We start from the raw sequence: 25,297 nt of genomic DNA on the forward strand, positions 1-25,297 counted from the left end.
GGGCGCAGCAGCCGATGATGGCTGCTGCGTCCCGCGTTTTTTACTATTATGTATTATCAATGTCGGCACTTATTCTCGCATCCTTGTACCTGTCAATTAGTTCTTCAACTAATTTGAGTACTTCAATGATTGAATCAATGCCCCGAATAAAAATATCTGAAACATCTTCAAAATCTTGCTTTTTGGAATCATAGATAGCTATTGCATCATTTTGAGCTCTCTCTACATATTCATCCAAGTATTCGTCGTAGGCTTCTGCGCTGTATTCTTGTAAGCAGTTATTCCACGTCTGTTCATAATTGAAGTTTACAAAGTCAAACAAAACCCCATCGTCAGATGCAATTTCTATGAGCCAGTTAACATCTATTTCAGATAGACGAGCCACAATTTCATCAATATCATCATTGTACCCGTTATTATCTTCCGAATAGGTGTTTTCGGCGCGTACATCCAAATCTTGAAAGCTCTGCAAGTCAAATACCAATTCTGCAAGATCCTCACCAGAAAAATATACGTTGTCAGGAGAATCCGGCAGATAGTATGTGCCATAGGCAGTTCGTTGGAATAGTGTGTCCGACAATTTTGCTCTATGAACAGTAAATTTCGCAATCAAGTTAAGAGTGAGCAGTCTGAGTAAATTGAAGTCATCATCAAAGTAAGGAGTAGAGTTGCCTTTAATATATTCAAAAAATTCATCATATAGTCTGGCAATAAACGCTGAATCTTCAATGATAACTCCGGTTTCAATGTTTTGTTTGCTTTCATTAGAAAAGTTGGCAGAGCCGATGTAAACGATATTCTCCGTCCCAATAATTTTTGCGTGATTGAAGAAATTGAAGGAAATGGAAAACGCAGTTGGAAAAGATTCTGGATTCAGCTTTTTAAGATATACTTCGATGTTATGCTTGGCTCGTGACCGCATTGCTTCCCCAGCAGCAGAAGAATAATAAGTTTCAAACCTCGATGGGATATTTGTTATTATCTGAACATCAACATCTTCGCCCAGTTTCTTTATTTGTTCCAATAAGGGATCCGTATTTCCGGTTCCTGAAATATTGTATGTTATTATTCTGACTTTTTTTGCCCGTTTGAAGTCATCCAAAACTTCTTGATAATTAAAACCGCCCGGGCAATAAACGAACTTCCCCTTTTCAAAAGAGATTTCCATGTTATACCTCCTACGTCCTACGTCACGCTTTCAAACTCGTTTTTCATAACTGGCAGGAAAACATACTCCCCTTGTGTTTCCCACGCTGCAAAGCCGCTCCCAGCAAGGCATACAGGCACTCTAAGCCGTGACTATGCACTTGCTTTCAGTTATCCCGTGCGCGTAGGTGCAGCGCACCGACCACCAGGAATACCAGCCCGAAAATCACCCAGCCCCAAATGGAATCATGCTCCGAAATGAAGTAGGCCAGCAGCCCGAACACCGCTGCATAGATCAGCGTGAGCAGCCCGCCCACGAGCCAGAAGCCGATGCTGGTATTTTGCAGCCACAACAGTAGCAGGAATGTCACAATGCCAATCACAAGGCACAGCGCCGGATGAATTGCGGTAAACTGATTGCAGCACACTCCGGCGGCGATGCCAAGAGCGATGCTGTCAAAGAGAATGATATGCCCAAAGAATAGTCCGATCACCGAGCAGACAAGCCCAATGAAAAGCCCAATCGCCATAATCGCGCCCTGCGCTGCCAACCAACCCATAAAGAAGCCTCCTTTCGTTTACGCCATGATTGCGTCCATAATCGTCTGAATTGTATTACAGGTATCGTCAAAGGAAATATCCTTTGCGTACTCATACTCGCGGCTGTATTTCTCCCACAGTCTACGGAGCGTATCGCTTTCGCGGATCTCTTTCATAATCTCCGGGTAGTCTGTCAGGATCATGCCGCTGCCGCGTTTTTGCGTCGTCCGTTCCAGCGCCCGGCGCAGCGTCGCTTTGTCGCACTCCGCGCCGCGCAGCGCGTACAGGATATGTACGTCGTAATAATCTCTCGGACGGGTATTCGCAATGTTGCGGGACAGCACAGTTTCCAGCTTTTCCGCCAGCACCGTTTCAAGGTTGTAGGCAAGAATACTGATTGTGCGGTCATCGAACAGCAGCGAGAATGTGTATTCCACCTCACGGGGCGTTATCATGTCGCCCGTGGTGACATCCACCGTCAGCGGTACGCTGATCGGCGGATAGTTCGCTTTCAGCGCGACCCGGATACCGGGGTAATCGTCGGTTTCCCGAATGTCAGAGATACCGACAACCTCAAACTGCACGTCGTCGGCAATCTGGACAGTGCAAATCTCCGTAAAGATTTTGCGGATTGCTTCATGCGTCAGGGTGAAGCCCTTGATCGTTGTGTCCAGATCCATTGTTGCCCGCGTGTCCAGTCCCACAATGGCGGAAATCAGGAATCCGCCTTTGAGAATGAAATTGTTCTTATAGGGCGAGAGCGAAATCCGTTCCAGTAGCCGTTCGAGCATATAGTTCTGCATGACGAGCTGCGCCGAGATATGCTTCTCTGCCGCTTTGTTCTTGATAAAGGCTTTCAGTTGCATCGGATTTTTTGTAATCATAGCAAAACCTCCATGTATCGCAGCACCTTGGGCTTCACACGAAGCTGGTCTGCGTACTGCATCAGTTTGTGAATGTTCTTATCCTTGGACGCTGCATAGCGTTTCATGGCTTCTCCGACGATCTGAACATCGCTGCCGCTGCCGCGCAGGATGTCACACAGCGTCCGTTCCAAATCGTAAACACGAATTGGATTGCCGGAGGGGGATTCAATTTCAACTCTGCCGAACTCGTAGTTCTCCGGCACAACGCGCTTGATGATTAGGTTCTCCTGTTTTAAGGACGGGGCATTGTAACCCTTGGGAAAGGTCATCGTATATTTTGCCGGGGTACGGTCTGAATAGCCCAGCAGATACAGGGCGGTATCGTGCGAGTAGATCCCACGCCCATACTTGCGCTGCAAGAGGTAGAAATCGTCCTCCCATGCGCTGCTCCGCACATACAGGCCGCGCCCGAAGCGGTACATTTCACCGCTCTTGACGAACTCCTGTAAAACGCTGCGGTGCAGCCCGGCTTCCGTCACCTGCGCTGCGGTGATCGTGCCGTCCTCCGACGCTTCCAGCAGTTCTTCGATTTTCTCCTTGGCGTTCATGCTTCTCACCTCGCTTTGACAATCACACATTATATTATAGAGAAATAATGTGTGATTGTCAAGCGTGAAACGACGAACACACATTAAAATGTTTGGAAATAATGTGTGAATGTCAGAGAAACTACAAGGCTTTGTCCTGTTCCTGCCCACGATTGGGGGACAGGATGCTGTCGATGTTCTGCTTGACGGCATCGTATTCCTGCATACGTTTTTTCAGGCTTCCGTACTCAGCGTACAGCCGATCCTTTTCTTCGGTCAGTCTGGAATATTCCTCACGCAGCTTGGCAAGGTCGGGGAGCTTGTCACCGACGCCCGCCGCTTTCAGCGCCCGCGCCGACGCTTCAAAGAGAATGATTTCGCGCTCACGTCCGCGCAGATACTTTTCCTTGTCACGGGATTTTTTGTATTCGCTATACAGAGGCTTTAGCTCTTTGTAGGTGGCGGTATGCTTTATCAGCAGCGCCAGATCAGACAGGCGGTGTTCCGCCGTTTTCAGCGCAGCGGCCGTTTGCTCGTTGTTGTCCTGAAGCTCCGTGATTTTCTGCTCCAAATCGGTATAGTGGGAAATGCCGTGCTGGTCGAGAAATACCATTGTGCGGGCGGCGCGTTTTAGGTTCTCAATTTTTGCCCAGCGTTCATATCCTGCGGATTGCTGCGCCTTGATGCAGGTTTCAATATCAATCAGCAGCGACACGCCGCTGCGTTCCGGCTTCGGCGTTTTCAGAATGACTTTGCTCTTGATGCGTTCGGCTATGGCTTCCTCGGTGTAGGCTTCACCCAACGTCTTTGCACGGGTGAATCGCGCCTGACCGGGAGCGCGGAATGAGATATACTTTCCACGCTTGATTTCATACCCCTCGGCTTCCAGCCGACGCAGGAGGTCGTCAATGCCTTTGGAAATGGGAATGAGCCTGTCGATAGCGATTTTCAGCTTTTGCTTATAGCTTGTCCCTTTCCGCTGAGCGTCCCATTCGGCATACTGCTTGCCGCGCTCCGCGCCGGGTGTGACAACGGACAGCCCGTTTTCTCGGCACAATCTATCGCTGACGCGGCGGATCTGCGCGTAGCTTTTGCGGTTGGAAACGTACTTCTTATGCTCCGCAAAATCCACAGCACAGAAAATGATATGGTTATGGCAATGCTCCTTGTTGATGTGAGTAGCAATGACATACTCATACTTGCCGCCGAGGATTTCATCGGCAAGCTGCCGCCCGATCTCGTGGGCTTGCGCATAGCTGACCTCGCCCGGCTCAAAGGCCTGTATCAGATGGTGAGCGAGATTGTTGCCTTTCTGCATGGCAAGCAGCCGTGTTTTCTCAAACTCAAGGTCTGCGGTTTCCACGGCGCAGCCGAACGAGGACACCAGCAGCTTGTCGTCGGTCTTTGCAGGATCAACGATATAGTCAATAGCTTTTTTCAAGGTGCTTTTGATAGGATGGATCTTTGTAATTGCCATATCTCCGCCATCGCCCCCTTGATGTCCTCAATGTCCTGCGCATAGAGCGTTCCCGTAGCGTTCACGCGCTTTGCAATCTGATTGATGTTTGTGCCGATTTTTTGCAGCTCGGCGGTCATTGCTTTCACATCGCTGTAATCCAGCCGGATCACATAGCCGTCTATGAGCATTTTCCGCGCATAAACGGAAAAACAGCCCGTTCCCATCTGCTGCATTTTACGCTCGATCATTGCCCGTTCCTCGGCAGTCACAGGAACGCGCAGCACGATATTCCGCGTTCGGTTTGCCATTTGTTCACCGTCCTTTCCGCTCCGAATAAGGGTTTGGGATTATCCCAACAAGCAAAGCACAGACAGGTGCTTTTTCGGGAGTGTGGCTACACTCCCTATGCTTGCTACGGTATCTCTACCCTCACTACTACTACGGTGAACACCCCCGAAACTGCCAAACAGACACAAAAAAGCCGCAGGAGCAGTATGCTTTTGCAGCGTGTATAAAAGAAAACAACAGCGGTTTTTAATCCGCTGCTGCTTCGTGTTTTTTCTCGACTTCCACAACTTTCTGTGCCGTTGCGGTGACAATTTCCAATCCGTCATTACTCATACCATCAAGTAGGGTATCAAGCTGACGCCGCTGTGTATTCTTTTCAGCGTCTTTGTTCGGAAAGAAAAACTGATCTACCGATATGGAATAACGGGTAACAAGCTCATAGAAGATTTGCAGGCTCGGTTGCTGACCTTTGTTTTCGATATTCGCAAGGTAGCGCGGAGATAAGTTCATAGCGTCGCAAACATCTTTGCGCGATTCCTTTCTCTCCATCCGTGCCGCTTTTATGGCTTGCCCGAAAGCCTTGAAGTCATAAAGTGGTACTGGTCTTTTCGCCATTTTTATTCACCCTATTACATTTTACAGTTCATCTTTCGTTTTGGATATGCTTATACAGTTCCTATGATTAGCCAATATAATTCAAATAATTCACAGGATGTTTCTTGATTTTATTCGTTTGACCGTATATAATATATAGTGCTATCACTTTATGGAGGGAGGGATAATCTATGTTTGAATATATGACAGTACAAGAGGCGGCAAAGTTGTGGGAGATTTCCGAACGCCGCATACAAAAGTTATGCGAAGAAAATAGAATTGACGGTGTGGTAAGATTAAGTCGCGTTTGGCTTATTCCCCGAAATGCAGAAAAGCCATTTGATGGTCGTAGAAAAGAAAATCGCAAATCGACCTAAAAATGCTACATCATAAAGAAACCAAAATAGGTTTTATAGTTAAAACTCAACGAAAAATCGAGAATATTTGAAAAATCCCCTTGCGTGAGGTATTGCTTGTGACGCTGCGTAATGATGTAAAATAGGCAGTGTAAGGAGGTGAAAGCTATGTCAAAGTACACAACAGGAGAAATTGCAAAGCTCTGTGGCGTTTCTGTCCGAACGGTACAGTATTATGATTCCAGAAATATTCTCATTCCCAGCGAATTGTCAGAGGGTGGACGTCGGCTATACTCTGAGCAGGATTTGAAGCGAATGAAGATTATTTGCTTTCTTCGTGATGCAGGAATCTCAATTAACAGCATTGGTGAACTACTTTCAGAAGATAATCCGGGCAGTGTTATTTCTGTTTTACTTGAACAGCAAGAGCAGCTTCTGCAAGAAGAAGTGAGTGAGCGCAAAGCGAAGCTGGAAATGATCGACGGTATCAGACGAGAGCTAAAGAGCATGGAGAATTTCTCTGTTGAATCTATCGGTGATATAGCATATGCGATGGGAAACAAAAAGAAAATGAATCAGCTTCATGCCATTTTGTTAATTTCTGGTATTCCTATCGGCATAATTCAGTGGACATCAATTATTATGTGGATAGCTACAGGAATATGGTGGCCTATCATTGTTTGGGCTTTATTAGCGATTCCGTATGGAATCTGGGTATCCAACTTTTACTTCAAGCGAGTTGCGTATATCTGTCCACGGTGCCATGAAGTATTCAAACCAAATTTTAAGGAAGCATTTTGGGCAAGACATACACCGACACTCCGAAAGCTGACCTGTACTTGTTGTGGATATCACGGCTTCTGTGTAGAAACTTACGGAAAGGAGGAAAAGAAAAATGGATAAGGTTATGGAATTTCTTCCGTTTTTGATTCCGCTTGTAATTGCGGAATTTGCACTGTTAGGGTATACATTGCATCACATTTTGACCCATAACACCTATAAGCGTGGAAATCGTACTTTGTGGCTTATCATAACCATTGTACTGATGAACTTTGTTGGGCCGATCCTTTACTTTCTGTTCGGAAAGGAGGATGCATAATGGATATGTTATACATCTCCGATCTGTACAAGCGTTTTAGTGATAAAAAGGTTTTGAATGGGCTGAATTTATCTGTACCAGAACATAGCATATTCGGATTTATAGGTAAAAACGGCGCAGGCAAAACAACGACGATGAAAATGGTACTCGGACTCTTAAAAGCGGATGCAGGTGAGATTATAGTAAACGGTGAAAAAGTGGTTTACGGACAAACAACAACTAATCGTTATATAGGTTATCTGCCCGACGTACCGGAGTTTTATCCATTTATGACGGCGGCAGAATATCTTCACTTTTGCGGCGAAATTACAGGAATGAAGCGAACAGAGAATGAAGAGCGTTGTAAGGATCTATTGGAGTTAGTTGGACTTGGGAATGAAACGCATCACATAAAAGGTTTTTCAAGAGGTATGAAACAGCGTTTGGGTATTGCACAGGCTCTCTTAAATAGACCAAAGCTGTTGATCTGTGATGAACCCACTTCTGCGCTTGATCCCGTGGGAAGAAAAGAAATATTGGATATTCTTTTGGCTATCAGGGAACAAACGACGGTGTTGTTTTCCACGCATATCCTTTCAGACGTAGAGCGCATTTGTACCGACGTGGCCTTTCTTAATAACGGCGTGGTAGGTGTTCAAGGAAAACTTTCCGACATTAAAACGAGATACCGCAGTGAAGAATATCAGTTGGAAACGGGAAATGATACAGATATGCTCATTCTTCAGCAAACTTTTCCTAATATGCAACAAATCGGCAGAAATCAACTTGTTTTTTGCGAAGGCGATTACACCGTATTTGATATACTGCGCTTTATAGCGGGTAAGCATATCGCACTTTTGAAATTGGAACGAGCAGAGCCAACGTTGGAGTCTTTGTTTATGGAGGTGGTTGAGAAATGAAATCCTTGCTTGCCTTTATAAAAAAAGAAACAATGGAACAGTTTCGCTCGGGCAGATTGATGATTCTCGGCATACTGTTTGTTCTGCTCGGCGTTATGAATCCGGCTGTTGCAAAAATAACACCTTGGCTGCTTGAGATATTGGCAGATTCCCTTGCGGAAAGCGGTATGACTGTAACGCCTGTAACTGTAAGCGCAATGGATTCATGGGTGCAATTCTTTAAGAATATGCCACTTGGATTGATTGTCTTTGTTTTGCTTCAAAGCAGCATCTTCACCAAGGAATATCAATCGGGCACGTTGGTTCTGTCTTTAACCAAAGGGCTTGAACGCTTTAAGGTCGTTGTTTCCAAAACTGTTGTGCTTACTGTGCTTTGGACGGTTGGCTATTGGCTGTGCTTTGGGATCACATACGGATATAACGCATATTTCTGGGATAATTCGGTAGCACAAAACCTTATCCTTTCTGTGGTATGTTGGTGGCTGTTCGGTGTGTGTGTAATTTCGTTGATGATCTTATTCTCTACGATTGCAAATTCAAACACAGGTGTGCTTGTCGGAACGGGTAGCGTTGTCCTTGCGTCTTATCTGCTCGGCTTGCTTTCTAAAATAAGTAAATATTTGCCGACCTTATTAGCCAACGGAAACCCTTTGATTTACGGTGTTGTAGAAGCAAAAACATACATCCTAGCTATTTTAATTACAGTGGTTGCGAGTTTGATATGCTTTGCCGTAAGTATACCTATATTTAACAAAAAGCAACTGTAATTTTGAAATCAAAACAATGAAACAAACAGATTTTATATTGTGTCCGATCTGTAAAAACAAAACTCGCTTGAAGATGCGGGAAGATACGGAACTTAAAAACTTTCCGCTTTTCTGCCCGAAGTGCAAACAAGAAACGCTAATAAGCGTTAAACAACTAAAAATTACAATACTCAAAGAGCCAGACGCAGAGACGCAGAGCCGATAACCCGCAGCCATTGAGCGCGGATTATCGGCTCTTAATTTTTATCAACACACAAAACCGCCATTCAATGACGATCTTGCGTGAAAGAAAATCAACGGTGGTTTTGAAATATCAATTTCAAGCCGCCGTTTTCCTTTTGAAAATTTGGATTTACGGGGGGTATTAAAGTCACCCATTTTTAAGGATATGGCGGTATCAAGGAGGTATCGTCATGTTCATTTTTGTTTGTACTCCCCCGCCAAATAGCCTACGCTCAAAAAAAGCCTTTACCCACCGTCGGGATATTTCGCCCATGAGCATGAACTGTCAATACATCTAAATACTGCTGACAAATCCTTTGCGCCCGTCTGCAAATTGCAGACGGGCGCATTTTGTCGTTTTAGCCGCTTTGCTGTCGGCTGTCGATCCCCGCCGCTGTCCGATCTGTTGCTGATTTCAACACTCGGACAGGAGGTGCGACGCATGGATTAGTCGTAACAACTTTCTAAAAATTCATCTTTCATATTTGGAAGTTCAGCCCCCGCTTACCGTAGTAGTGGCGAAAGGGGAGGAAAAGTATCACCCGCCTTTGCGGACGCGAAGGGAGGTGAATACATGAAGCCTCATTCGCACGAAGAACACATCCAGCACTCCTTTGATGCGTTTTGCAAAAAGGTACTGCGGAACGAAGCGCGGGACTACCAGGACGAACTTGCACGGAAAAGAAACCGTGAGATTTCCTTTTCCGATCTGCCGGTTGAAGTTATGGAGCAGCTTTCCGTCTGCGATCTCTATTTTGTAGAGGACAAGACCTTTGGCGTTCTTGATTATGCGGTGTATATCGAAAATGACGATCTGGCGCAGGCGATTGCAGCCCTGCCGATGGACAAGCGCGATATTATCCTGCTGTCCTATTTCCTTGATATGTCGGACAACGAGATCGCCAAGCTGCTGAATATGGTACGCAGCTCCGTTGCATACCGCAGGACAAGCACCTTGAAGCTGCTGAAAGAACTGATGGGAGGTAACACAGATGACACATAACAATGTGAAAGCGCATCTGCTGCCCTTTTCTGTCATTCAGAAAGCGGCAGGCGGCGATGTCGAAGCCATCAACGCTGTTTTGAAACACTACGAGGGGTACATAGCCAGACTGTCGTTGCGCGAGCTGTACGACGAATACGGCAACCCTCATTTGTGTGTGGACGAAGAACTGCGCCGTAGGCTGGAAACGAAGCTCATAACGAAGATTCTTACTTTTCGGGTGAATTGACCCGACTGCCGGACAAGCGTTTCATTCCCCTTTCCGTCTGATTCGGCTGATGCTCCTTGACAAACACGCGCCCGCCGCGTCATAAAGCACAAAGGACACATCCCTTTTGCGTCGAGCCGTGCGGCGGATGCGCCAAGACACATATCCGGGAGGATATGCCGAGCGACAAACACTATCACCGTAATGCAGCGTGGCAGCTTGCGGGCGAGGACGCGCAGGAGGAACAATGGTACTCATTCGCAGTCACAGTCCGAGCGTGATAAAACCGTCGCAGGCAATGAGCGGATCTCCGGCAGACCGTCGGAGGGGTGGAACTCCCGTGGAGCTGCGCCAGCAGCCGTCCTTTGAGCTTCTTTATTTTGATTTATTTTTCTATCCCATGAAAGGGGGATTTATTTCTATGAACACAGCAATCAATCAGAAAGCAAATGTCCCCGTTGTACGAGAGTACAAAATCGGGGGCATGACATATATCGTGAAAGCCGTCGTTAAGGACGGCGCAAAAGAGGACGCCGCGACAAAAATTCGCCGCATGATAAGAAATGATATGCAGCAGGCAAAGAGCCACAAATAATTAACATCTTGCCTACTGACGGCGAACAGGTTTTATGGTATAATATGAGCAACCTGTTTGTCCGGCTGCCGGAACAGGAGGTAAACATGAAACAGCAGCCAGACAAGATGACCGCATACTACTATCGTGCGGCGCATATCAATACAGATTTGTACCTTGACAATCAAATGTACCGACTTCTCCACCATGCAATGACAAACGGTGTGTCCCTTGCTGCGAAAGGTGGTGACTGCAAATGATGAACGGAATCCAGTTTCAGAGTGTGCAGACGCCTAACGCTTTAAGCAGCGAACTCCGCAGCGTGATCCGTGACAATGTTCTGCAATTCTATGTGCAGGGCAACGGAATGGATGCACAGGAAGAAGGCATAACCGCCCTGTATGAACGCTTGTCGCAGGAAGATAAGTTAGACGGCGAGAGCAACAGTATTGCCAATCAGAAGAAGATTCTGGAACGCTACTGCAAAGATCACGGGTATACCGCTATCCGACACTATGACGAGGATGACGGCTATTCGGGAACGAACTTTAACCGTCCGGGCTTCCAGCGTATGCTTGCCGATATTAAGGCTGGTAAAATCAAGCGCGTCATCGTAAAGGATTATTGTGCGATAATAGGACTAAATCAGAAAGACCTTGAAAACCAAGGCATTCTGGCTTAGTCCCTTCTTTTTTTGACCGAAAACAAAGGACTTTCACAATAATCAAGCAAGCCGGAGTGTGCCGCTGCACACTTCCGGCAGAAGGAGGATATAGTGGGTGCTATCAAAGTCTTCTTGAAGGAGGTTCTGCTTCCAATCGCGCTTGCGTTCTGCCTCGCGTCATTTCTCAAGCCGATCTATATGCCTGACGGCGTATGTGACTACTTCCTTATGTGGATCTGCGTCGGCTTGCCATTTGGCATCCGGAGGATGTGCCTCTGGCTCGTTCCCAGCGGCTACGGTATCTCCGGCTCAGTCGGCATCTTCGCATTGAACTTAATCATAGGCGGTCTTATCGGAGGACTTGCCTTCTTCATCGGGCTGCTGCTCGGTGTCATTCATACCATCCGAGAAATCATCTGAACTACATCGTAAACGAAGAGGGTTTGTTTCTTCTCCAATTTGGAGTAAGAAGCAAACCCTCTTTTTTTGTTGCCCAAAAGCCGGAATATTTGCTGGCGATGCGGCGAAGGAAAGGAGTTTTTAAGCATGAAACGCATGACAGCCGGTGATCTGCAAGCACTGGAATTGCTGATGCAGACCATACCCGGCTTTGAGCATTTTGACAGCGGCGCGGATGGCATTCTCCCTGAGTGCCGAAGCTGCCGCTTTCACCGTCCTCACTGGAAATATCAGTCCTGCGTGTTTGCAGAGTGTCCCTACTGCTGCAATCCCGTTTCTACACTCAAAAATCAAAGTGGCACATCTGATGCCGGAAAGGAAACCTGTCATGGATAACAAAATCGAAGTCTTCAAGAATGAACAGTTCGGTGAGGTGAGGACGATCCTCGACGGAGAAACACTTCTGTTCTGCGGCTCAGATGTTGCAAGAGCATTGGGATATGCCAGACCCGGCAAGGCAATTATTGACCATTGCAAGGGTGTCCTAAAACGGGACACCCTTACGAGCGGCGGTACGCAGTCCCTTTCCTACATTACGGAGGGTGATGTTTACAGGCTAATTGTCCATAGCAAACTCCCCTCGGCGGAAAGATTTGAACACTGGCTGTTCGATGAGGTTGTTCCCATGATCCGCAAGACCGGCTGCTACATGACGGAATCCCTGCTGGACCGCATTCAGAAGGAACCGGCGGTCATCATAGAGCTTGCGCAGACCTTGCTCAAGGAAACGAATCGCGCCAATGCCCTTGAAGCGGAGCTGGGCATCGCAAGACCGAAAGCCGATTACTTTGACGTCTTCGTCAATCCAGATGACTGCACCAACATTCGCACCACGGCGAAGGAACTGAAAATCCCGGAGCGCAAGTTCGTCAAATTCCTGCTTAACGAAGGGTATCTGTTCCGCTCTCCCTCCGGTCAGCTTCTTCCCTACAACAAGAAGAGCAACGAAGGACTCTTCATCGTCCGGGATTTCGTGACCTTCCGCTATACCGGCTCTCAGACCTACTTCACCCCGAAGGGCAAGAACGTCATCCGCATCCGCTACTTTGGAATCTGCGGCGTTGAAGTATCTACGGAAATGGCAGGGTGATCATGTGTCAGTCTATCGCGTCAATAAAACCCGTGACTTCACGGTCATGGGCAATACCCACCTGAGAGATAAGAACCTCTCCCTCAAAGCAGTCGGTCTTCTCTCAAAGATGCTGTCCTTCAACGACGGCTGGCAGTTCTCCACCCGTGGTCTTGCAGCACTCTGCAAGGAAGGTCCCGACGCCATACTTTCGGCACTCAAGGAGCTTGAGGAAAACGGCTACCTTGTCCGTCACCGTGGCAGAGATGATAAGGGCAGAATGGTCAGCACGGAGTTCGACATCTATGAGATGCCGCAAGCCGGTTTGCCACACAGGGATAATCCACACAGGGAAAATCCCGATGTGGAGAATCCAGACGTGGAGAATCCCCATAGGGAAAATCCCGCACAAAGAAATACTATCCAAGTAATTACACAAGAAAGAAATACTCTCTCAAAGAACTATCAATCCATCAATCTTGATGTGATGGACAGGATGGATGAGCGAAGCGAGTATGGAGAGATTATCAAAGAGAATCTTGACTACAACATTCTCTGTCAGGATCCGAAGTTCGATAAAGACCGCTTCCGGGAGATCATGGACATCATGCTGGATGCCGTCTGCTCTACCGCTCCGACCATCCGTATCAATGGCGAGGATATGCCGCAGCAAGTGGTTAAGTCCCGCTTTCTCAAGCTGAATAGCAGCCACATAGAGTACGTTCTGGAAGCAATGAACAAGAACCCGTCAGACATCCGTAATATCCGGGCGTACCTGTTGACCGCTCTGTATAACGCCTCTCTGACGATAGACAATTACTACTCCGCGCTCGTCAATCATGATTTCTACGGGCAGGACAGATCGGCAGGGTCAAAGAAGCCGAAGACCTACGATTATAGCCTTTGCGAAGACACTCTTTAATGAATACCATCGTGAGCAATGCTCGGAAAGGAGGACAGTGTAAATGAAAATCATCTGTCGCCGGATTGTGCCGCCTTAGCTGAGGCAGCATTCCCTCAATCATTTCAAGGAAAGGAGGTATCACTGCAATGCAGGATGAAGTCAACACCAAAGTTGTTGCAATCATGATCAAGGGCGGCAAAATCTCAGCCGAGGTGCTGAAAAAGGCACTGGACAAGTTCGTGCAGGAGATTGAGAAGGCGCAGAAGCAGATGCAGCAGCCAAAAACCTATCGCGGCAAGCAGTCCATCAAGCATCTGATGAGCCAGAACGCCGCCATCTCCAACATCGAAGTGACGGACGGCAACATCAAGTCCTTTGAGCGAACAGCCAGTAAATACGGTCTGGACTTTGCGCTCAAGAAGGACGTTTCCGTTGAGCCGCCCAGCTATCTTGTCTTCTTCAAGGGACGAGATGTTGATGTTATGACCGCCGCGTTCAAGGAGTTCTCCGCAAAAACCGTCAAGCAGAAGGAACAGCCGTCCATCCGGCACAAGCTGGATCAGGAGAAAGCCCAGAGCAAGGCACAGCACAAAGAGAAAGTCAAGGTCAAGACCAAGGATCGGGGTGTGGAGCTGTGAACAAACCCGATATGAAGAAGCTCATTCTTCTGAACCTTCCGTATGTCTTCGCCTTCTACTTTGCGGATAAGATTGCCGCCGTATTTCGTCTCGCTCCCGGCACAGAGTTCATCGACAAGCTGACAAACGGCTTTGCCGTGTTCGGCACTGCCTTTGCAAATCCGCTTCCCAGCTTTCATCCCGTTGATCTGCTCGTCGGTCTGGTTGCCGGTGCGCTGCTCAAGCTGGCGGTCTATGTCAAGGGCAAGAACCGCAAGAAGTTCCGGCAGGGCGAAGAATACGGATCTGCACGATGGGGTAAGCCGGAGGACATCAAGCCGTACATGGACCCGGAGTTCTCCAACAATGTCATTCTGACGCAGACGGAGTTCCTGACCATGAACAGCCGTCCAAAGCAGCCGAAATACGCCCGCAACAAGAACATCCTTGTCATCGGCGGTTCCGGCTCAGGCAAGACGCGCTTTTTTGTAAAACCAAATCTTATGCAGATGCACAGTTCATACGTTGTCACCGACCCGAAGGGTACGGTGCTGGTAGAGTGCGGCAAGATGCTCGAAAAGGGCGGCTATGTCATCAAGTCGCTGAACACCATCAATTTCCGAAAATCCATGCACTACAACCCTTTCAGCTACATCCGCAGTGAGAAGGACATCCTCAAGCTGGTCAATACGATCATCGTCAACACGAAGGGAGATGGCGATAAGTCCGGCGAAGATTTCTGGGTCAAGGCGGAAAAGCTCTACTACACAGCTCTCATCGGCTACATCTGGTATGAGGCACCCGACCACGAGAAAAACTTTACTACCCTGCTCGAAATGATCAATGCCTCAGAAGCCAGAGAGGACGATGAGACCTTCAAGAACCCCGTGGATGTCATGTTCGATGAGCTGGAAGCCCGCGACCCTGACCACTTTGCGGTCAAGCAATATCGCAAATACAAGCTGGCGGCGGGCAAAACCGCGAAGTCGATCCTGATTTCCTGCGGTGCAAGGCTTGCGCCCTTCGACATCGCAGAGCTGCGGGAGCTGATGAGCTACGATGAGATGGAGCTGGACACCATCGGAGACCGGAAGACGGCGCTGTTCGTCATCATTTCTGATACCGACGACACCTTCAATTTCGTCGTGGCAATCATGTATTCCCAACTCTTCAACCTTCTCTGCGACAAAGCAGATGACGTTTACAACGGACGGCTTCCTGTTCATGTGCGCTGTCTGCTCGATGAGTTTGCGAACATCGGTCAAATCCCGAAGTTTGATAAGCTCATCGCAACCATCCGAAGCCGGGAAATCTCGGCGTCAATCATCTTACAGTCCCAGTCTCAGCTCAAGACCATCTACAAGGATGCGGCGGACACCATCACGGGCAACTGCGACTGCACACTTTTCCTCGGCGGCAAGGAGAAATCCACGCTCAAGGAAATCAGCGAGGTGCTGGGCAAGGAAACAATCGACCTTTACAACACATCGGAAACCCGTTCCAACAACAACTCTTATGGCTTGAACTATCAGAAGACCGGCAAGGAATTGATGTCTCAGGATGAGATCGCCGTCATGGACGGAGGCAAGTGTATTTTACAGCTTCGAGGCGTGAGACCTTTTCTCAGTAACAAATACGACATCACGAAGCATCCAAAGTATAGGCAGCTCTCCGACTTCGATAAACGAAACGCCTTTGACATTGAAAAGTACCGGACGCATAAGCTGGTAGTCAAGCCCGATGACACGTTCGACCTCTATGATATGGGCGAGGTCGAAGATGATTAAAGCCCCGTCGCTGCACTGCGCAGTGGGTAAAGCCTGATGGCTCATCCCAAAGCAGAACAGCGACGGGGCTTCTTTTTTTATGCCCATTTTCGGAAATACACAATCAATCTTTTTCAAATCAAGGAGGAAAATCTATGGCTTTCATCAATCAGGCTGTCACGGTTCTTCAGACGCTCGTTATCGCTCTCGGAGCCGGTCTCGCAGTGTGGGGTGTTGTCAACCTCATGGAAGGCTACGGCAACGACAACCCCGGCGCCAAGTCTCAGGGCATCAAGCAGCTCATGGCTGGCGGTGGTGTGGTGCTGATCGGCACGACCCTCATCCCTCTGCTCTCCGGTCTGTTCGGTTAATCCGGCAGCCGCGCAGAAGTAACCATCGGGGCGGGTGCTGGAAAAGGCACTCGCCCTTCACAATTCACCAACGATTTAAGGAGGAAATTCAAGTATGGCATTTATCAATCAGGCAGTTACGGTTCTCCAGACGCTTGTTATCGCCCTCGGCGCAGGTCTTGCGGTGTGGGGTGTTGTCAACCTCATGGAAGGCTACGGCAACGACAACCCCGGCGCTAAGTCTCAGGGCATCAAGCAGCTCATGGCTGGCGGCGGTGTGGTGCTGATCGGCACGACCCTCATCCCCCTGCTCTCCGGTTTGTTCGGCTAATCCACGGCAAGCCCAGCTTAACCGAAGGGTGGTGAAATATTGGGCAGCATTTTAGAAAAGATCGAACAAGCTCTCAAGGATATGCTGATCGGATGGATCGAGAGCAACCTGACCAATATGTTCACCGATGTCAACGAGAAGGTAGGAACGATTGCCGCCGAAGTTGGGCAAACACCGTCCGGCTGGAACGGCGGCGTGTACCAGATGATCCGGGGACTATCTGAAAACGTGATAGTCCCCATCGCTGGTATCATCATCACCTTCGTTTTGTGCTACGAGCTGATTTCCATGATCACCGAGAAAAACAACCTTCACGACATGGACACTTGGATGTTCTTCAAGTGGTTTTTCAAGGCGGCTGTGGCGATCTACCTCGTGACGCATACGTTTGACATCGTGATGGCAGTATTCGACATCGGGCAGAACGTGGTTTCCGGTGCAGCCGGAGTCATCCACGGCAACACCAGCATTGACATTGACGCGACGATTGCGCAGATGCGTACCGGCATGGAGAACATGGGCGTCGGAGAACTGCTCGGTCTGTCAATAGAAACGCTTCTGATCAGCCTGTGCCTCAAAATCATGGCAATCCTCATTACGGTTATTCTCTACGGGCGCATGATTGAGATTTACTGCACCGTGAGCATTGCGCCTATTCCCATCGCAACCATGAGCAACCGCGAATGGGGCAGCATCGGCACGAACTATCTGAAAGGCTTGTTCGCTCTGGCATTTCAGGGCTTTCTCATCATGGTCTGTGTCGGCATCTATGCAGTGCTGATCAACGGCATGATTATCGCAGACAACATTCACTCGGCTCTGTTCTCTGTGGCAGCGTATACGGTCATTCTGTGTTTCTCGCTGTTCAAGACCGGAAGCCTCGCAAAATCCATTTTCCACGCGCACTAAGGAGGTCGGCAGCATGAAGAAGTACAGCATCATCTACGCCGATCCCCCTTGGGCGTATCGGACTTATTCCAAGAAGGGGCAGGGACGGTCGGCAGAAAGCCACTACCCGACAATGTGTATTGAAGACATCAAGGCACTTCCGGTCGGTGAGCTTGCCGCCAAGGACTGCGCTCTGTTCCTCTGGATCACGTTCCCGTGCCTCTGTGAAGCACTCGAAGTGCTGACGGCATGGGGCTTTTCTTATAAGACCGTGGCTTTTGTATGGGTGAAGCAAAACCGCAAGAACGATGACCTCTTCACCGGCATGGGGTATTGGACAAGGGCGAACGCCGAAATCTGCATCCTTGCAACAAAGGGACATCCGAAGCGAGTTGACGCCGGTGTGCGTCAGGTCATCCTCAGCCACATCGAAGAGCATTCCAAAAAGCCGGATGAAGCGCGGGAGCGCATTGTTCGGCTCATGGGAGACCTTCCCCGCGTGGAGCTTTTTGCCCGTCAGTCCCCCGAAGGCTGGGACGTTTGGGGCAATGAGGTCGAATGCACAGCTCATCTTCCTATGGAGGAAACACCATGCTGCGGCTAAGACCCATCTCTCTTCGAGACGCCAACGAGTATGTCCGGCAGCATCACCGGCATCACAAGCCGGTTGCCGGTCACAAGTTTTCCATCGGCTGTGAAGCAGACGGTGAGCTGGTCGGCGTGATTATCGCCGGGCGTCCCGTCAGCCGGTATCTGGATGACGGCTTCACATTGGAGGTTACAAGGCTATGCACCAACGGAGAGAAGAACGCTTGCAGCTTTCTCTACGGCGCGGCGGCAAGAGCTGCTGCGGCTATGGGCTATAAGCGCATCATCACCTACACACTGGAAAGTGAAAACGGTGCAAGCCTTCGGGCTTCCGGCTGGATCTGTCAAGGCAAAGCGGGTGGGCTTCGCTGGACGGGCAAGCGTCAACCGAAGGAGGATCAATATCCCGCACAAATGAAGCTGCGCTATGAAAAGCAGCTTAGAAAGGAGGAAACAGTCAATGGCATTTGTTCCGGTCCCGAAGGATCTTAACCGCGTCAAAACGAAGGTCATGTTCAACCTGACCAAGCGGCAGCTCATTTGTTTTTCCATCGCTGCGGCAGTCGGCGTCCCGATCTTCTTTCTGGCAAAGGCGCATCTCGACTTGTCTACGGCGGCAATGCTGATGGTGGTGATCATGCTTCCGTTTATCTTCTTCGCGCTTTACGAGAAGGACGGTCAGCCCGCCGAAAAGTATCTGTACCACATCGTACAGTCCATGTTCATCCGGGACAAGGTGCGTCCCTATCGCACGAACAATCTCTACGCTGAGATTCAGCAGAAAATCAAAGAACAGGAGGAATTGCAGCTTGAACAACGGCACAGCAAAGGCAAAGCCTAAGATGACCGTCAAAAACGGTGTCGTTTACGGCGATGCCCTTTCCGCTCAGGAAAAGAAGCGGATCGTCATGCAGAAGAAAAAGGACAGGAAGGCAAAGAAAGTCCGCAAGTCCGCCCAGCAGACCATCCCCTATGTGGAGATGTGCCGTGACGGTATCTGTAAGGTGAACAGCCGCCTCTACACGAAGTCCATCGCCTTTGAGGACATCAACTACCAGCTTGCGCAGAACGAGGACAAAACTGCCATCTTTGAGAACTGGTGCGACTTTCTGAACTACTTCGACAGCTCGATCTTCGTCCAGCTCTCCTTTATCAATCAGAAGGCAAGCCTCAATGAGTTCCGCAAGCGCATCAACATTCCGGCACAGGAGGACGCCTTCAACGACATCCGCTCCGAGTATTCCGGTATGCTGCAAAGCCAGCTTACCAAGGGCAACAACGGGCTGGTCAAGAAGAAGTACATCACCTTCGGCATTGAGGCAGACTCCCTCCGCACGGCAAAGCCGAAGCTCGAACGCATTGAAACCGACATTCTCAACAACTTCAAAACCCTCGGTGTGAGAACGGAACCGCTGTCCGGCTATGAACGGCTGAAAGTGCTTCATGATGTATTCAACATGGACACCAATGAGCCGTTCCGCTTTTCCTTTGACATGGTTGCCCGGACGGGACTCAGCTCGAAGGACTTCATCGCGCCCACTTCCTTTGACTTCCGTGAAGGCAAGTGCTTCAAGATGGGCAGAACCATCGGCGCGGTGAGCTTCCTGCAAATCCTCGCGCCGGAACTCAATGACCGTATGCTTGCCGACTTCCTTGAGATGGACAGCAACATCACGGTCAATTTTCATATCCGGACGATTGACCAGGCGAAAGCAATCAAGAGCATCAAGATGAAGATCACCGACCTCGACAAGATGAAGATCGAAGAGCAGAAAAAGGCAGTCCGCTCCGGCTACGATATGGACATCATCCCGTCCGATCTTGCCACCTTCGGCGGTGAGGCAAAGCGTCTGTTGCAGGATCTCCAGACCCGCAATGAGAGACTGTTCCTCGTGACCATCCTCATCATGAATACGGCAACCAATCGCCAGAAGCTCGAAAACGCGGTATTTCAGACCGCCGCCATTGCCCAAAAGTATAACTGTGCGCTCAAGCGTCTCGACTTCCAGCAGGAAGAAGGGCTGATGTCCTCTCTGCCTATCGGCGTCAATCAGGTGGAGATCGAACGCGGACTGACCACTTCCAGCACAGCGGTTTTCGTGCCGTTTACCACGCAGGAGCTTTTTCAGGGAGGCGAAGCTCTCTACTATGGGCTGAATGCGCTGTCCAACAATATGATCATGGTTGACCGCAAGCAGCTCAAGAACCCCAACGGGCTGATCTTGGGTACCCCCGGTTCCGGTAAGTCCTTCTCCGCAAAGCGTGAAATGACGAACGCCTTCCTCATCACGGAGGATGACATCATCGTCTGCGACCCCGAAGCCGAGTATTTCCCCCTCGTGCAGAAGCTCGGCGGTCAGGTCATCCGTATCTCGCCGGTCAGCACGGATTACATCAATCCGCTGGACATCAACACGAACTACTCCGAAGAGGAAAACCCGCTGACGCTGAAATCCGACTTCATCCTCTCCATGTGTGAACTGATTGTCGGCGGCAAGGACGGCTTGCAGCCGGTTGAGAAGACCATCATTGACCGCAGTGTCCGCATGGTCTATCAGGAGTTTCTTGCAGACCCCAAGCCGGAGAAAATGCCGATCCTCGAAGACCTCTACAACATTCTGAGAAATCAGAAGGAGCCGGAGGCACAGCGCATTGCAACTGCCCTTGAAATCTATGTTCACGGCTCTCTGAACGTCTTCAATCACAGAACGAATGTGGATGTCAACAACCGCTTTGTCTGCTATGACATCCGCGAACTCGGCAAGCAGCTCAAAAAGCTCGGTATGCTGATTGTTCAGGATCAGGTGTGGAACAGAGTTACCATCAACCGCGCCCAGCACAAGGCAACGCGCTACTACATGGACGAGTTCCATCTGCTCTTGAAGGAAGAACAGACCGCCGCGTACAGCGTGGAAATCTGGAAGCGTTTCAGAAAATGGGGCGGCATTCCGACCGGAATCACGCAGAACGTCAAGGATCTGCTTGCATCCCGTGAGGTGGAGAACATCTTTGAAAACTCGGATTTTGTCTACCTTCTGAATCAGGCATCCGGCGACCGGCAGATTCTCTCGAAGGCGCTGAACATCTCGCCCAGCCAGCAGAACTACATCACCAATTCCAATGCCGGTGAGGGGCTGATCTTCTACGGCTCGACCATCGTTCCCTTCAAGGACGATTTCCCGAAGGACACCCAGCTTTACCGCATCATGACCACCCGCTTAGAAGAAACCGTACAGAACTAAGGAGGATTTTGAATATGAACAACAAGATGATTACCATTCCCTATGCGGACGCTATCGAATACGGAGAGAACACCTCCGCGCTGTTTAAGGCTCTGTGGGAGCTGACCGATCTGATCCGACTGGAAAGCGACCTCAAGAAGCATCACCGCGCCTACCTCCATGTGAGGGGGGACATCGACGAGAAGGTCAAGGAGGCGCGTCAGATTATGACCAAGGTATCTGTGGATATGATCGGTTTCTACTTCAAGGTTGATGTTCCCGAAAGCAGCAACAGCGACGAGAATACCCCTTTCGCTGACGCGGCGGATGTTGAAGCCGTATCTATCCCCAAGGATGAGTATGAGCTGATGATCGACGATCTGCTCACGATGTCCGAAATCATCCAGTGCGTCGCAGATATGCGCACGCAGGATGTGAAGGCAATCCGCGAGTTCGGCAAGTTCGTCCCCGCCTTCGCTGCCTTCGAGAAGAACCGGTTGAGCCTCTATCGTGAGGCGGCGAAGGAAGCCGAGGAAATCTTCGACCGTTGGGCGGACGAGATTGACGATCTCGACAAGGACTTCATGGAAGATGAGGACTACGAGCCGGACGAGTATTACTCCGACTGATATGCGCTCAAATCCGAAGAAAGGAGCTGGTTTTTATAGAGCTTGACATCATTCATACCGGCGATTGCCTTAAAATCCTGAAAACTCTGCCCGATGACAGCGTTCATTGCTGTGTGACGTCCCCTCCGTATTACGCGCTCCGCGATTACGGCATGGAGGCTCAGATCGGCAGAGAGACAACGCCGAAGGAATATATCTCGCGCCTGACGGAAGTGTTTACCGAAGTCAGGCGCGTTTTGCGTCCGGATGGAACGCTCTGGCTGAACATCTCGGACACCTACGCCGGAAAAGGCAATCAGGGTGATTTCGTTGATCCGAAGAACCCCAACGGCAGAAACGGTCAGGCTGTGGCTCTCAACAACAAGGTTGAGGGCTGCAAGCAGAAAGACATGATCGGCATTCCGTGGATGCTGGCTTTTGCCCTCCGCGATACCGGCTGGTATCTGCGCAACGACATCATCTGGATGAAGGATAACCCCATGCCGGAGAGCGTGAAAGACCGCCTATCCCGCTGCTATGAGCATATTTTCCTGTTCTCAAAGTCCAAGAAGTATTTCTTTGACTACAAGGCAATCTCCGAGCCGATTGCTCCCGCGACGGCAGAACGTCTCAAGCGCGGCATGAAGGGCGGCAACAAATACGGCAAACCCGTTCCCGGTCAGCCTCAGCCGCAGTCCATCAACCGCCCCCGTGAGCATGGCGAGATCAAGGACGCAGACATCAATCCACTCCGCAACAAACGCGATGTCTGGAAGATCAACACCGTTCCCTTCAAGGGCGGTCACTATGCCGCCTACCCTCCAAAGCTGGTTGAAACCTGTCTTCTCGCCGGTTGTCCAGAAGGCGGTATTGTGCTTGACCCGTTCATGGGAAGCGGCACAACCGGCATGGTTGCCTCACAGATGGGGCGGCATTTTGTAGGCGTAGAGCTGAACCCAGAATACACCGAGCTTGCCTACAAGCGGATCGGAGGTGAAATCTGATGCCCAAGGAACCGGAACTCAAAGCCCGCGACAAGGTTGTTCTGCGGATGAAGCGGGAGGGCGCGGTTGAGGAAAACCTGACGGCTGGCACCGAGCAGCGTGTGTCAAAGCGGCTGGAAGATGCGGAGCTGGTGAAGCCCGCTGAGACAGCAGAACCTTCCGAAGCTCTTTCTGCGGAGGAACAGAAAAAGGTGCAGATGCGCCGTCAGCAGCGTCAGTTTCAGGCGGAACACGCCGAGAATAACGACACGCAGCCGCCCTCGGAAACGTCCGTCACAGAAGAGAAAAGGGCAGAAAATCCACCCCAGATTGTACCTGAACCGCTGCCCTCGGAAACGCCGTTCAAGCCTCCAACTTTAGAGCAGCACGGCGTTTCTTCTCATACCGGCACGGTGATTGCCGAAACGGTTGTCACACACAAGCTGCGCAAGACCTCTGCGGTTGAAGCAGTGGATGCGGATGCTATTCTCACTCAAGCGGCGGAAACCGCCTCTGCAAAGCCGGTCTCGGACGATGCCGCCCCGCCCACGAAGCGGATGCAGAAGCTCGAAAGGAAGTCCGAGAAGGCGCATGAGCGTCTGGATGCCGCCCGTGAGAAGCTGCCCACGCACAAGGTTCTCAAGAAAGAGCGTGTCTTCGATGAAGAGACCGGCAAGGGCAAAACCCGCCTTCATTTTGAGGATGAGCTGAAAAAGCCCAAGGGCAAAGGCAAGCTGCAATTTGAAGCAGATAAAACCGTCCGCAAGGTCGGTGACACCCTCGCTTCCGGCATTCACGGCAAAATCCATGAGGTCGAGCAGGAAAACTCGGCGGTTGAGGCGGCGCATAAAACAGAGATTGCCGCTGAGACCGCTGCGAGGCATTTCCGTCATCATCGGGAAAGCAGCGTCAACAAGCCTTATGAGAAGGTCTCCAAGCTGGAACACAAGGCGGATGCTGCCGATGCGAAGCTCCAATATGAGAGAAATCAGCAGGAGCATCCTGAGATGAAGAAGCAGAACTTGAACAAGCACTACCAGAAGCAGAACATCAAGAAGGAATATGCCGCCGCTCGAAATGCCGGTTCTCAGACTGCCGGGACTGCCACAAAGAATACCGGCAAGAAGCTCGGTGAAAAGGTGTCCGACAAGATCAAGGAGTTTTTTGAGAAAAACAAGAAGGTCTTCATCTGGATCGGCGTCGGAATTGCCCTTCTCGTTTTGCTCGGTGCCGGAATCAGCTCGTGTTCGATGCTTACTTCTACCGGTTCGTCGGTTATCGCTTCCTCCTATCTCAGCGAGGATGATGCGATGCTGGGCGCAGAAGCGCAGTATTGCCAAATGGAGCAGGAGCTGCAACGCTATCTCGACACCTACGAAAGCACTCACAACTACGATGAATACCACTTCGATCTGGACGATATTGAGCATGACCCGTATGTGCTGATCTCCATTCTCTCGGCTCTCCATGAGGGCGAGTTCACGCTGGATGAGGTGCAGGGTACGCTCCAAATGCTGTTTGAAAAGCAGTACATTCTCACCGAAGAGGTTATCGTCGAAACCAGATACCGCACGGAGACCGACACATGGACGGATGCAGACGGCAATACGCACACGGAAACCTATCGTGTCCCGTATGACTACTACATCTGCAACGTGAAGCTCGAAAACTTCAACCTCTCCCATGTCCCGGTCTACATCATGGGGCAGGAACAGCTCTCCATGTATGCGACGTATATGTCTGTGCTGGGCAACCGTGAGGATCTATTCGGTGACTCTCCCTATGTGGACAAGTACATCACCAATCCTCCCGCCGACTACGATGTCAACCCGGAATACCTGAACGATGAGAAGTTTGCAGCGCTGATTACCGAGGCGGAAAAGTATCTCGGCTATCCGTATGTGTGGGGCGGCTCCAATCCCGACACGTCCTTTGACTGCTCCGGCTTCGTCAGCTATGTTCTCACGAACAGCGGACTTGTGAACACCGGACGGCTGGGCGCACAGGGGCTTTACAACGTCTGTACGCCGGTTTCAAAGGCGAATGCACAGCCCGGTGATCTCATCTTCTTTGTCGGGACGTATGACACCCCCGGCGTGTCTCACGTCGGCATCTACGTTGGTGATGGGGTCATGATCCACTGCGGCGATCCCATTCAGTACACATCCATCAACTCTTCCTACTGGCAGCAGCATTTCTACGCCTTCGGAAGACCCGCCTATTAAAAGAAAGGAGTTTTGC

33 protein-coding genes and 1 pseudogene are annotated in these 25,297 nt (G+C 50.0%); 27 read left to right on the plus strand and 7 right to left on the minus strand.

Going from position 1 to position 25,297, the window contains the following annotated elements; genetic code table 11:
- Nucleotides 1-46: 46 nt before the first annotated feature.
- The 7 genes from KI236_RS10090 to KI236_RS10120 form a co-directional block, all read right to left on the minus strand.
- Complete coding sequence (locus tag KI236_RS10090) at nt 47-1,168, minus strand: phospholipase D-like domain-containing protein (protein ID WP_212821627.1); 1,122 nt, start codon at nt 1,166-1,168, stop codon at nt 47-49.
- 145 nt (nt 1,169-1,313) lie between these two features.
- Nucleotides 1,314-1,706, minus strand: a complete 393-nt coding sequence (locus tag KI236_RS10095; protein WP_195320741.1) for a hypothetical protein — start codon at nt 1,704-1,706, stop codon at nt 1,314-1,316.
- A gap of 18 nt (nt 1,707-1,724) precedes the next feature.
- The gene (locus tag KI236_RS10100) at nt 1,725-2,570 is read right to left on the minus strand and encodes a nucleotidyl transferase AbiEii/AbiGii toxin family protein (protein ID WP_212821628.1); all 846 of its coding nucleotides are present in this window, start codon (nt 2,568-2,570) and stop codon (nt 1,725-1,727) included.
- Nucleotides 2,567-3,160: a type IV toxin-antitoxin system AbiEi family antitoxin domain-containing protein gene (locus KI236_RS10105; protein ID WP_212821629.1), complete on the minus strand. Its 594-nt coding sequence runs from the start codon at nt 3,158-3,160 to the stop codon at nt 2,567-2,569. Before KI236_RS10105 ends, KI236_RS10100 begins: the two co-directional genes overlap by 4 nt.
- Nucleotides 3,161-3,281: 121 nt before the next feature.
- Nucleotides 3,282-4,616, minus strand: coding sequence for a relaxase/mobilization nuclease domain-containing protein (locus KI236_RS10110; RefSeq protein WP_212821630.1), 1,335 nt, complete (start codon nt 4,614-4,616; stop codon nt 3,282-3,284).
- Nucleotides 4,577-4,906 (minus strand): MobC family plasmid mobilization relaxosome protein, encoded by a 330-nt coding sequence (locus KI236_RS10115; RefSeq protein ID WP_177754699.1) that lies wholly within the window; start codon nt 4,904-4,906, stop codon nt 4,577-4,579. Before KI236_RS10115 ends, KI236_RS10110 begins: the two co-directional genes overlap by 40 nt.
- 226 nt (nt 4,907-5,132) lie before the next feature.
- Complete coding sequence (locus KI236_RS10120) at nt 5,133-5,501, minus strand: helix-turn-helix transcriptional regulator (RefSeq protein ID WP_212821631.1); 369 nt, start codon at nt 5,499-5,501, stop codon at nt 5,133-5,135.
- Nucleotides 5,502-5,671: 170 nt separating this feature from the next.
- Between KI236_RS10120 and KI236_RS10125 the strand changes: the two genes are divergently transcribed.
- From KI236_RS10125 to KI236_RS10250, 27 genes and pseudogenes are all read left to right on the plus strand, one after another.
- A complete protein-coding gene (locus tag KI236_RS10125) occupies nt 5,672-5,857 on the plus strand; it encodes a helix-turn-helix domain-containing protein (protein WP_212821632.1) in 186 nt (61 codons plus the stop codon).
- 147 nt (nt 5,858-6,004) lie between these two features.
- Nucleotides 6,005-6,739: a MerR family transcriptional regulator gene (locus KI236_RS10130; RefSeq protein WP_178872967.1), complete on the plus strand. Its 735-nt coding sequence runs from the start codon at nt 6,005-6,007 to the stop codon at nt 6,737-6,739.
- Nucleotides 6,732-6,935, plus strand: coding sequence for a PLDc N-terminal domain-containing protein (locus KI236_RS10135; RefSeq protein ID WP_178872969.1), 204 nt, complete (start codon nt 6,732-6,734; stop codon nt 6,933-6,935). Before KI236_RS10130 ends, KI236_RS10135 begins: the two co-directional genes overlap by 8 nt.
- Nucleotides 6,935-7,834 (plus strand): ABC transporter ATP-binding protein, encoded by a 900-nt coding sequence (locus KI236_RS10140; RefSeq protein WP_212821633.1) that lies wholly within the window; start codon nt 6,935-6,937, stop codon nt 7,832-7,834. The genes KI236_RS10135 and KI236_RS10140 overlap by 1 nt, the downstream gene beginning before the upstream one ends.
- On the plus strand, nt 7,831-8,601 hold the full coding sequence (locus tag KI236_RS10145) for an ABC transporter permease subunit (RefSeq protein ID WP_212821635.1): 771 nt from the start codon (nt 7,831-7,833) through the stop codon (nt 8,599-8,601). The genes KI236_RS10140 and KI236_RS10145 overlap by 4 nt, the downstream gene beginning before the upstream one ends.
- Nucleotides 8,602-8,617: 16 nt before the next feature.
- Nucleotides 8,618-8,806 carry a cysteine-rich KTR domain-containing protein gene (locus KI236_RS10150; RefSeq protein WP_212821637.1) on the plus strand — a complete coding sequence of 63 codons (189 nt, stop codon included), beginning with the start codon at nt 8,618-8,620 and terminating at the stop codon, nt 8,804-8,806.
- Between the two features lie 591 nt (nt 8,807-9,397).
- Nucleotides 9,398-9,826 (plus strand): RNA polymerase sigma factor, encoded by a 429-nt coding sequence (locus KI236_RS10155; RefSeq protein ID WP_212821638.1) that lies wholly within the window; start codon nt 9,398-9,400, stop codon nt 9,824-9,826.
- Nucleotides 9,816-10,055, plus strand: a complete 240-nt coding sequence (locus KI236_RS10160) for a helix-turn-helix domain-containing protein (RefSeq protein ID WP_212821639.1) — start codon at nt 9,816-9,818, stop codon at nt 10,053-10,055. The genes KI236_RS10155 and KI236_RS10160 overlap by 11 nt, the downstream gene beginning before the upstream one ends.
- Nucleotides 10,056-10,281: 226 nt before the next feature.
- Nucleotides 10,282-10,629 carry a transposon-encoded TnpW family protein gene (locus tag KI236_RS12165; protein ID WP_228738142.1) on the plus strand — a complete coding sequence of 116 codons (348 nt, stop codon included), beginning with the start codon at nt 10,282-10,284 and terminating at the stop codon, nt 10,627-10,629.
- Between the two features lie 86 nt (nt 10,630-10,715).
- Complete coding sequence (locus KI236_RS10170; protein WP_212821640.1) at nt 10,716-10,868, plus strand: hypothetical protein; 153 nt, start codon at nt 10,716-10,718, stop codon at nt 10,866-10,868.
- A 107-nt stretch (nt 10,869-10,975) separates the two neighbouring features.
- A pseudogene (locus KI236_RS10175) lies at nt 10,976-11,230 on the plus strand (recombinase family protein); the annotation flags it as partial.
- Between the two features lie 153 nt (nt 11,231-11,383).
- Entirely contained in the window at nt 11,384-11,692 is a 309-nt protein-coding gene (locus tag KI236_RS10180) for a DUF6050 family protein (RefSeq protein ID WP_005934801.1), read from the plus strand.
- 126 nt (nt 11,693-11,818) lie between these two features.
- Nucleotides 11,819-12,067: a hypothetical protein gene (locus KI236_RS12170; protein ID WP_117570518.1), complete on the plus strand. Its 249-nt coding sequence runs from the start codon at nt 11,819-11,821 to the stop codon at nt 12,065-12,067.
- The gene (locus tag KI236_RS10185) at nt 12,060-12,821 is read left to right on the plus strand and encodes a phage antirepressor KilAC domain-containing protein (protein WP_228738144.1); all 762 of its coding nucleotides are present in this window, start codon (nt 12,060-12,062) and stop codon (nt 12,819-12,821) included. The genes KI236_RS12170 and KI236_RS10185 overlap by 8 nt, the downstream gene beginning before the upstream one ends.
- 46 nt (nt 12,822-12,867) lie before the next feature.
- The gene (locus KI236_RS10190; protein ID WP_212822032.1) at nt 12,868-13,722 is read left to right on the plus strand and encodes a DUF6017 domain-containing protein; all 855 of its coding nucleotides are present in this window, start codon (nt 12,868-12,870) and stop codon (nt 13,720-13,722) included.
- Nucleotides 13,723-13,850: 128 nt separating this feature from the next.
- Nucleotides 13,851-14,342: a PcfB family protein gene (locus KI236_RS10195; RefSeq protein WP_005934796.1), complete on the plus strand. Its 492-nt coding sequence runs from the start codon at nt 13,851-13,853 to the stop codon at nt 14,340-14,342.
- An 11-nt stretch (nt 14,343-14,353) separates the two neighbouring features.
- A complete protein-coding gene (locus tag KI236_RS10200; RefSeq protein ID WP_408059067.1) occupies nt 14,354-16,108 on the plus strand; it encodes a VirD4-like conjugal transfer protein, CD1115 family in 1,755 nt (584 codons plus the stop codon).
- A 134-nt stretch (nt 16,109-16,242) separates the two neighbouring features.
- Nucleotides 16,243-16,458 carry a Maff2 family mobile element protein gene (locus KI236_RS10205; protein ID WP_005934794.1) on the plus strand — a complete coding sequence of 72 codons (216 nt, stop codon included), beginning with the start codon at nt 16,243-16,245 and terminating at the stop codon, nt 16,456-16,458.
- A gap of 94 nt (nt 16,459-16,552) precedes the next feature.
- Nucleotides 16,553-16,768, plus strand: coding sequence for a Maff2 family mobile element protein (locus KI236_RS10210; protein ID WP_005934794.1), 216 nt, complete (start codon nt 16,553-16,555; stop codon nt 16,766-16,768).
- A gap of 39 nt (nt 16,769-16,807) precedes the next feature.
- Nucleotides 16,808-17,677 carry a VirB6/TrbL-like conjugal transfer protein, CD1112 family gene (locus KI236_RS10215; protein WP_005934793.1) on the plus strand — a complete coding sequence of 290 codons (870 nt, stop codon included), beginning with the start codon at nt 16,808-16,810 and terminating at the stop codon, nt 17,675-17,677.
- A gap of 13 nt (nt 17,678-17,690) precedes the next feature.
- Nucleotides 17,691-18,260, plus strand: a complete 570-nt coding sequence (locus KI236_RS10220) for an MT-A70 family methyltransferase (RefSeq protein WP_050618447.1) — start codon at nt 17,691-17,693, stop codon at nt 18,258-18,260.
- Complete coding sequence (locus KI236_RS10225; RefSeq protein WP_008396842.1) at nt 18,248-18,736, plus strand: XF1762 family protein; 489 nt, start codon at nt 18,248-18,250, stop codon at nt 18,734-18,736. The genes KI236_RS10220 and KI236_RS10225 overlap by 13 nt, the downstream gene beginning before the upstream one ends.
- A complete protein-coding gene (locus KI236_RS10230) occupies nt 18,705-19,085 on the plus strand; it encodes a PrgI family protein (protein ID WP_212821642.1) in 381 nt (126 codons plus the stop codon). The genes KI236_RS10225 and KI236_RS10230 overlap by 32 nt, the downstream gene beginning before the upstream one ends.
- Before the next feature lies 1 nt (nt 19,086).
- A complete protein-coding gene (locus KI236_RS10235) occupies nt 19,087-21,486 on the plus strand; it encodes a VirB4-like conjugal transfer ATPase, CD1110 family (protein ID WP_212822034.1) in 2,400 nt (799 codons plus the stop codon).
- A gap of 14 nt (nt 21,487-21,500) precedes the next feature.
- Complete coding sequence (locus tag KI236_RS10240; protein ID WP_212821643.1) at nt 21,501-22,094, plus strand: nitrogen fixation protein; 594 nt, start codon at nt 21,501-21,503, stop codon at nt 22,092-22,094.
- Between the two features lie 152 nt (nt 22,095-22,246).
- On the plus strand, nt 22,247-23,077 hold the full coding sequence (locus tag KI236_RS10245; protein WP_230427128.1) for a DNA-methyltransferase: 831 nt from the start codon (nt 22,247-22,249) through the stop codon (nt 23,075-23,077).
- On the plus strand, nt 23,077-25,281 hold the full coding sequence (locus KI236_RS10250; RefSeq protein ID WP_212821644.1) for a C40 family peptidase: 2,205 nt from the start codon (nt 23,077-23,079) through the stop codon (nt 25,279-25,281). Before KI236_RS10245 ends, KI236_RS10250 begins: the two co-directional genes overlap by 1 nt.
- Nucleotides 25,282-25,297 lie beyond the last annotated feature (16 nt).

The sequence above is a fragment of the Vescimonas fastidiosa genome, assembly GCF_018326305.1.
Lineage (GTDB): Bacteria > Bacillota > Clostridia > Oscillospirales > Oscillospiraceae > Vescimonas > Vescimonas fastidiosa.